The sequence below is a fragment of the Halomonas sp. ABH4_019 genome, from assembly GCF_056159885.1.
The window spans coordinates 1-7049 of sequence record NZ_JBSWWC010000006.1 but is presented as its reverse complement, the minus strand read 5'-3'; the positions used below and the strand labels follow the sequence as shown (position 1 = coordinate 7049).

At 61.3% G+C, this 7049-nt stretch carries 7 protein-coding genes; 2 read left to right on the top strand and 5 right to left on the bottom strand.

What is annotated here, in order from left to right; translation table 11 throughout:
- From ACXAFN_RS18315 to ACXAFN_RS18300, 4 genes are all read right to left on the bottom strand, one after another.
- The coding region (locus ACXAFN_RS18315) for a DEAD/DEAH box helicase family protein (RefSeq protein WP_474991167.1) at positions 1 to 2334 on the bottom strand (2334 nt) is incomplete at its 3' end.
- Positions 2331 to 3107: a hypothetical protein gene (locus ACXAFN_RS18310; RefSeq protein WP_474991165.1), complete on the bottom strand. Its 777-nt coding sequence runs from the start codon at positions 3105 to 3107 to the stop codon at positions 2331 to 2333. The genes ACXAFN_RS18310 and ACXAFN_RS18315, both read right to left, overlap by 4 nt.
- Before the next feature lie 886 nt (positions 3108 to 3993).
- Entirely contained in the window at positions 3994 to 4326 is a 333-nt protein-coding gene (locus ACXAFN_RS18305; protein WP_474991163.1) for a hypothetical protein, read from the bottom strand.
- Between the two features lie 47 nt (positions 4327 to 4373).
- Positions 4374 to 4985 (bottom strand): recombinase family protein, encoded by a 612-nt coding sequence (locus tag ACXAFN_RS18300; protein ID WP_474991161.1) that lies wholly within the window; start codon positions 4983 to 4985, stop codon positions 4374 to 4376.
- A 174-nt stretch (positions 4986 to 5159) separates the two neighbouring features.
- On the opposite strand from ACXAFN_RS18300, the gene ACXAFN_RS18295 reads away from it, so the two are divergent.
- Together ACXAFN_RS18295 and ACXAFN_RS18290 are read left to right on the top strand one after the other, a co-directional pair.
- Positions 5160 to 5444, top strand: a complete 285-nt coding sequence (locus ACXAFN_RS18295; protein ID WP_474991159.1) for a BrnT family toxin — start codon at positions 5160 to 5162, stop codon at positions 5442 to 5444.
- Positions 5404 to 5700, top strand: coding sequence for a BrnA antitoxin family protein (locus tag ACXAFN_RS18290; RefSeq protein WP_474991157.1), 297 nt, complete (start codon positions 5404 to 5406; stop codon positions 5698 to 5700). The genes ACXAFN_RS18295 and ACXAFN_RS18290 overlap by 41 nt, the downstream gene beginning before the upstream one ends.
- A 326-nt stretch (positions 5701 to 6026) precedes the next feature.
- Here ACXAFN_RS18290 and ACXAFN_RS18285 read toward each other — a convergent pair.
- The coding region (locus ACXAFN_RS18285; protein ID WP_474991155.1) for a hypothetical protein at positions 6027 to 7049 on the bottom strand (1023 nt) is incomplete at its 5' end.

Here is a 7049-nt window from a genome sequence, read left to right as displayed (position 1 = left end):
TAACCACTCGATGGCGTCGGTAACGGCTTGCTGCCGCTTCGGTCGACAGGCGCCGGGAGTCGCCTGTATGCGTATCAGGCCGCCCGCTGCTCGTCGCCAGCGACGCAACGCTTGCCAGGTAGCACGGGGCGACAGATGGCCCGTGTAAACGCCGAAAACGTCGCGCTCAACGCTGGTGATAGATACGCCCGCCCCCAGCACGCTGTTGTAAGCGATGCGATCCAGCGAGGCGGCCTGTTGGTCGGGGGCGTCCAGGAACTGGCTTTGTGCGTCGTTCCCACTGTTCTCGCCGTGAATGCCCAGGCAGTTAAGACGCTCGGCCCAGGTGTCCACGTCGGTGCGTGTATCGCAGAACAGGGCGAGACTCGATGCTTGCCTGATAGCGTCAGCCAGCGGGTATGTCACCGTACGCCGGGTTCGGTGTCGCTCGTCGATCGTCTCCACAGTTACGCCCTGGTGGATCTCAACTCGAGGCTGCTCATGCTCGCCCGGCGCCCGGTAGTAGCGATCGACGCCGAGCAACTCGGCGAAGACTCGAGCCGGCTGGGGGCAATCGCCGTCGGCTAATACGAATCGCACGCCTCGGCGCTTCAGCTCGAGGAGGGTCCGAAGCGCCTGCAGCTGTTGGGCTTCGCTCATATTGCCGCCCGGCTGGCCCAGGACGTCGGCCACACCCGCCGCTTCGTCGATCACGACCAGGGTCGGGTCGGCATCGTCGAGCCAACGGGTGACCCGATCGCTGGCCAGGCTATGTACGGTGGTGACCAGCCGCCCCGGCTGTAGAGGCGTGCTTTGCTGGTAGTGCTGTGCGTCGAGGCGAGTGGCCAGATCGCTGGAGAGCGCCCGAAGGTGGTTGATGACCAATACGTTGCCATGGTGAGCGACCAGGGGGGCCAGAGCGCGTTCAGTTTTGCCGGCACCCAGTGGTGCCTGAAGGTAGGCGCTGGATGTCTCCTCGAGCAGTTGGGTGGCCGCGTCGTCGATGCTGGCGCACTGCTGGCGCTTGGGCCCGGCGGCCCAGTGCTGCCCACTCCAGCGGCTGTGCCGCACGTCGTACAAAGCGGATGCAACGATAAAAGGTGCCTGGCGGTGCTGGTGGGCCCATTGCTCGACGCTGCAACGCTGTCCAACGCCGTCGTACAGAGCAGCCTGGCCTAGCCACTCAACGTCGTCAGTCCGGGCATAGGCGGCCATCGCACGCTGTGCTGGCCATGTCATGCTGTCGGCGCCCCACTTACGGAGCGACTGCTGCACGTCATCACTACTGGCGCCGGCGCTGGCCCGAATGGCCGCGGCCGCGGCCTTCCAGTCGCCGTTGTATTCCCACTGGGCCACTAGACCCAGGGCATCCAGGTTCTGCCCACTCAGCTCCTTCCCTCGGTGATAGATCCTGCCGTCGGGGTACAACTGGGCGGAGGGTTCGCTGCTAGTCTGGCCGGGCGTGAACCACAGTCCGCTGCCGGCATCCCGGTAACCCAATCGCTCGAGCAGTGTCGGCATATCCGTTGCTTCATTGAACGCGGTTCGTTCGGGGGTGACCGAGTGCTGGCGCTGGCGGCAGGTCAGCAGGGTGGTCCTCTCTGGGGGGCGAATGGTCGCCGGACCGCCCTGCGGGTTGAACCAGCGTAGTGGCTTATCGGCGCGGTAGCCCTTCGGCAGCGCCACACTCTCGAAGATCAGGCGATTGGCTGCCCCCTTCATGACAGCGGTATCGATCGGGTAACGCCACATCAGCCGGCCCGTGGCGTCGGGAACCTGTTCGGCGTGACCATTTACCCTCGCCCAGACCTCGTAGGCGCGGGCATAGTCGCCCAGGTGCTGCAGGCCTTCCGCCTCGGCGTAGAGGTGCCAGCCGCCTTTCCTGGTGATGGTGCGCCCGTCGCGATCGGTGACGTGATAGCGCGATGACGCGATGGCCAGCCAACGGACGCCCTTCAAGGACTCGTCGAACTCTTCGAGGTGCGCAATCACGCCCTCGGGTTCGGTTCCGTCGTCGACATCGAAGAACAGGAAGCCCCTATCCGGCAGGGTGAAGTGCTCGGTGGTGCGACCGATGGCACCAGCTGGTGCGGTACCAGCTTCCAGGTCGTCTTTTCGGGCAATTCGGGCGGTGGTGCGGCCATCGGCGATGACCCCCAGGGCGAAGGCTTGTCGAGAAGTCATGCCGTCGACCAGGGCGGGTAGATCTTCTAAACCTCCTGGCAAGCTCCGTACTTCCCCCCGACCGCTGCTCAAGTTGGCACTGGCGTGCCAGGTGTGGCTGCCATCGGGATTCCTTTGGAGGCGTTTGGCGAGCGTCTTCTTGCTAGTGAACAGGGTCAGGCGATAGCTCATGCCTTGCCCCCCCATTCTTGCTCTTCCCACAGCTGGTGAAGCATGTCCGACGTCACGAACGGTCCCAGGTTCAGAATCCCATCAAACAAGGTTGCCTGCCCCCTGAAGCGACGGTACGCCACGTTAAGGACCAGGCGACGGGTATAGGCCAGCGTCTCCTGTAAGGCCCGTCCGGATAACCCGTCTCGAGGCGGTTTCTGTTCACCCAGATACGCCTGTCGCGCGTCGCGATCCTCAGGCGATAGTAGATAGCCGGATTGGGGGGTCCAGAGCTCACATGTGATGGCCAAGATGCCCCATGCGGCACGCATACGAGTCAGGTTGTAGGGGGCATCAGTAGGGGAAGCGAGAATCCGCAAGGTCTGCCCCAGGTGCAGCAGCTTGCAGGGACGACCACGGTGCAAATCGCTGTCGCCGTCATAGGCGGGAAGCCCGTATTGGTCAATCAGATGGGTAACGGTATACCTGGAGGTAAGCAGCAGGTTGGCCAGCTGGTAGACATTGACGAGTTCGCCCTCGTCGTCGTCCGGGTGCAACAACTCTGTTGCGTGCCCTGTTGCGGAGGCTAAGTCTGTCCAAGTGCTGACGGGCTGCTGGCGCTCAGGATGCGGCCAATACTCGCGGTTGGCGGGATCGCCCCACACTCTCTGCAGGTGTCCATGGAACCTAAGGACGGCTGTGAGGTTTTTACTGTGTTTTGTCCCGTTCCAGTATCTCGCTTGGTGCGTATCCCCCCTGACGGAGGTATCGACGGCAAGGGCGTGGTTTGTCATGTCGCGGCCTACTCCTTCAGGCCGCACTGATCCCCACGGAGGGGGTGGAACCGCTGCAGGGCAGTGGATATACTGCCGTTACAGACATAAGCGACTTGTCGCCTATGCCTGGCCTACAGCCCGCTCATCCAATCAGCGCGGCTTGTGTGTTGGGAGTAGCCCCTCTCCGCCAAGATCGTGGCTACCCCCGTTTTTTCGAAGCCGCCCTCGCCCTGTGCGAGGGCGGCTTCGTACTGTGCCTCTCCGTTCTATCAGGAACTTAGGCGCGTTTCCAGCCTTTAACTCCTCTCAAAGCCCCCTTGTCTGCATAACTCCAGGAGGGACAGGGCAGTTGTGCATCTATAATAATGTTTCATAGAAGCACCACATGTTATTTAGTTTGGTTATATCACACGTCATCTTCCCTCAACGCCGCAACCAGGGAGCGCAACCCGTGTGGATCCCCCTTCTGTCCTTCTGCAGGCGGCTCGTTGCTGGTGCTGGCGCCGGGAGCGGGCAACCGGCGCAGTTCGGCGACCTCCTCTCGCAGCCTCTCTAACTCGCGACGCATCGCCTGCAACTCCTGCAGCATCGCCTGTTGCGTGGAGCTATCCGAATCAGTTGCGTCCTGTTGCGAATCTACTGGCCGATTCGGCGGCTCCCCCCACATACGAATGAGTTCAGAGAGATCGACAACCCGTACCCCATCGCCTCTCACGCCGCATGACAGACGGCCTGACGCTATAGCCCGGTGAATGGTGGACCGGGCCTTCCCGTATAGCTTGGCCGCTTGAGAGATGGTCTGTTGCAAGGTGCCGCATCCTGTTGCGTTGCGCTGTTGCATCGAGGCGTCAGCATAACCCAGGGATCCAAGCGAGGGGGCAGCTTGCTGCCCTCGAGTCGAGGATCAGCTTGTAGCCGACTCCCTCCGCAGCTCTTCCAACTTCTGGTTGGCTAGCCCGTAGATCCACTTGTCGAGCACGCGGGAACACGTGGTGAGGTCGTAAGGGCCTCGTTCCTCCCCACAGTCGACGATGACCCAGTCATCGGCTGGCCGTTCGATCGAGATATAGGTTTCTGACGGCCAGCCATCGAGGTACACCGTCAGGGCCATATCTCCCCGGTAGTGGTCTTTCCCAGCCACTCTGTAGCTCTGTTCCTCCCAGCTGTGTGTCAGCTTTACCGGCTGGCTCTGCAAGCCATCAGGGGTGAGCTCTACCCCGATCAATCCTTCTGTCACGGTTTCACCTCCAAACTCAAGACGCACGGTTTACGTGCCATACCGATTCATTTCCCTGCCTTCACACGCTGCACGGTGCTCGTGCTGCAGTGAGCATGCTCGGCCACTTTTCGGATGCTGAGGCCGGCATCCAATAGTTCGCGCACTCGCCGGTGAAGCTGAGGGTCCACAGGCCGCCCTCTATACACTCCCTTCGCCCGAGCCTTTTCGATCCCCTGAGCCTGGCGCCGGCGGCGGTCCTCATAATCCTTGCGAGCGATCGCTGCCATCATGTCGAGCATCATCGAATTGATCGCGTCCAGCATCCGGGCAGTGAAGTCGTCGCCGCTCGTGTCCTTCAAGCCCTGGTGGCTGGTCGGCAGATCTACGGCCACTACGCGAAGCCCCTTGGCCTCGATCTCGGCTCGTAGACGGCGCCAGTCATCGGCAGGCAGTCGTGATAGCCGATCGATCGCTTCCACCAGCAGAACGTCACCTGGCTGAGCATCGCTCAGCAAACGGCGGAGTTCGTCCCGGTCGGCTTGTGCCCCACTGGCATTCTCGGTGTACCAGGATGCAACGGGCTGGCCGTGCTCTCTGGCGAAGGCGTCGAGCTGGTCACGGGCGCGAGTTGCATCCTGGTCGTCAGTCGATGCACGGAGATAGGCGCGGATGAACATGTGAGGCCTCTGTATCGGTTTGGGCTATTATCGCCACAGTGTGGCGCTATGGGTCTATTTTGGAAAATACCGATACGGAATATAAGCATGCTCTGCCCGTGTCGATTGGAATATACCCTATTGACACGATCATTTTTTGGGGGTACAATTATTATCCATAACAAGGAGAATCCTATGACCCTCAACTGTGAGATTGAATATGACGTAAAAAAACGCGACATCACCCTGGAAAACAGGGGCTTGGACTTTAAAGACGCACCACGGGTATTCGCTGGCCGTACACTGTCACGAGTCGATGACCGACAGGACTACGGCGAAGAGCGAATCATCACAGCCGGCAAGCTCGACGATCGGTACGTGATGCTGGTGTGGACATGGCGCGACGAAAAGCGCCGGATCATATCGATGAGGTACGCCAATGATCGCGAAAGACGGGAAATCAGCAGATACCTGGACTGACCCGGACGATGCACCGGAGATCGATGCAACGTGGGCGAAGGATGCGTACATCTACGAGGACGACAAGCTGGTCAAACGCGGCCGTGGTCGACCGCCGCTGCCAGAGTCGGCAAAAAAGGTGCCGGTCAAGGTCCGGTATGACCAGGACATCGTAGAAGCGTTTCGAGCGACCGGCCCTGGCTGGCAGACCCGGATGAACAAGGCGCTTCGCCAGTTCCTCGCAGAGCACAGTATCCGAGAGCTCAACGGCCGGTGAGGTCATCTATGTACCCGTTACCGCTGTAGCCCCGCCTGACTTCAGGTGGGGCTTTCTTTTGCCCAACCGATGATAGACGACTCATACTGCCATGACCGGTGTATAACAGGAGGGCACGACGTGGACGCTACCTGGTTACTATTTCTCCTGGTACTGGCCGCCGGCATTGTCATGGCCATAGCAGCTCGGAAGAGGGACAAAGAACGCGAGGACTGATCGTTACCCCTACCCCTGTTTTTTCCATACACGTAGGGCATATAGGGGTCTTTAGGTCCCTCGCGAAAAAAATCTGATTTTTCACTACCCGTGACATCGCCACATCGGGGTCAAGCTCTCTGTTTCCGGGGGATACCTGCCCCCCCATGGCTATAGAGGGTGGGGGTCGGTCGGAGACACTGCATGCCCCCGTGCCGTGCGGCTTTCAGCGCAATTACCCCCTCACCGTGAGTGCTCTCCGCTCGGTATGCGGCAATCCGCTGGCCATAGTGAGCTGCCATGGGGTCGAGCCGCCATATGCTGGCGTTGACCCGCTCCCCCTCGAGGACCACTTTTGTCCGTCCGCAGCGTTCAAGCCCCATGCGGGTCAGCCACTCTCGTGCCCAGGTGTCGAGCTGGCGCTTGCTGGCGCGGCGCCCAGGCAGATCAGGCAACCCGGCAGCCCTCAAGAACGGTAGCCGACCTCTCGCTGGCAGGATGGCGTCCAGCTGCTCGACAAGGGCGACCAGGTTGGCGCGGGTGATCGCTTCTTGGCCTTCCATCTCCGGCCGTGTGGGATCTACCCCTACGGCGTGAAATGTCTCATCGACCACCAGCTGGCGAAGGCGGTGCTGCCGCTGTCCGTTTTCTTCATCCATCAGGCTGGTGGTGTAGCCGTCCATCCAGGCATAGGCAGCCAGGTTCGATCGCCGCTCCAACTGCCGCTGCATAATCGCTTTTGCCAGTGGCTCACGGATATGGCCGCCTGGCGTGAAGTCGCTGTTATCCAGGTGCAGCGCCCTCTCTGCCACGGCTCGCCGTTCCTGCATGGCCTGCTGCCGCGTCTTGCGCGTTTGACGTTTGAGGCGGGCGAGCTGCAGGTCGTCGATACGCTCTGCCTGTGCAAATTCCGTGACCCGGCGATCCTTCTGCTGGCGCTTCACCGTGGCGTGCTCGAGATCGGTGTTGGCGTTGGGATCGGGATCGACGATCACGTTCACATCGATACCGGCTTCCTCCAGGTAGGCAACCAGGGCCTGCTGAGGGTTTCGCTGCCAGCGGTCGGCTTCTGCGCAGTAGGCCGCCTGCAGCGCCTGTAGCCCGGCAACCGGGCTGCCGATGCCAGGGGCTCCGTTCAGATCTTGAAGGGCTTC

Excerpts from the sequence above, each read along its gene's own strand:
- ACXAFN_RS18310 (WP_474991165.1), bottom strand. The coding sequence starts at position 3,107 with ATGACAAACCACGCCCTTGCCGTCGATACCTCCGTCAGGGGGGATACG.
- ACXAFN_RS18300 (WP_474991161.1), bottom strand. The coding sequence starts at position 4,985 with ATGTTCATCCGCGCCTATCTCCGTGCATCGACTGACGACCAGGATGCA.
- ACXAFN_RS18295 (WP_474991159.1), top strand. The coding sequence starts at position 5,160 with ATGACCCTCAACTGTGAGATTGAATATGACGTAAAAAAACGCGACATC.
- ACXAFN_RS18290 (WP_474991157.1), top strand. The coding sequence starts at position 5,404 with ATGATCGCGAAAGACGGGAAATCAGCAGATACCTGGACTGACCCGGAC.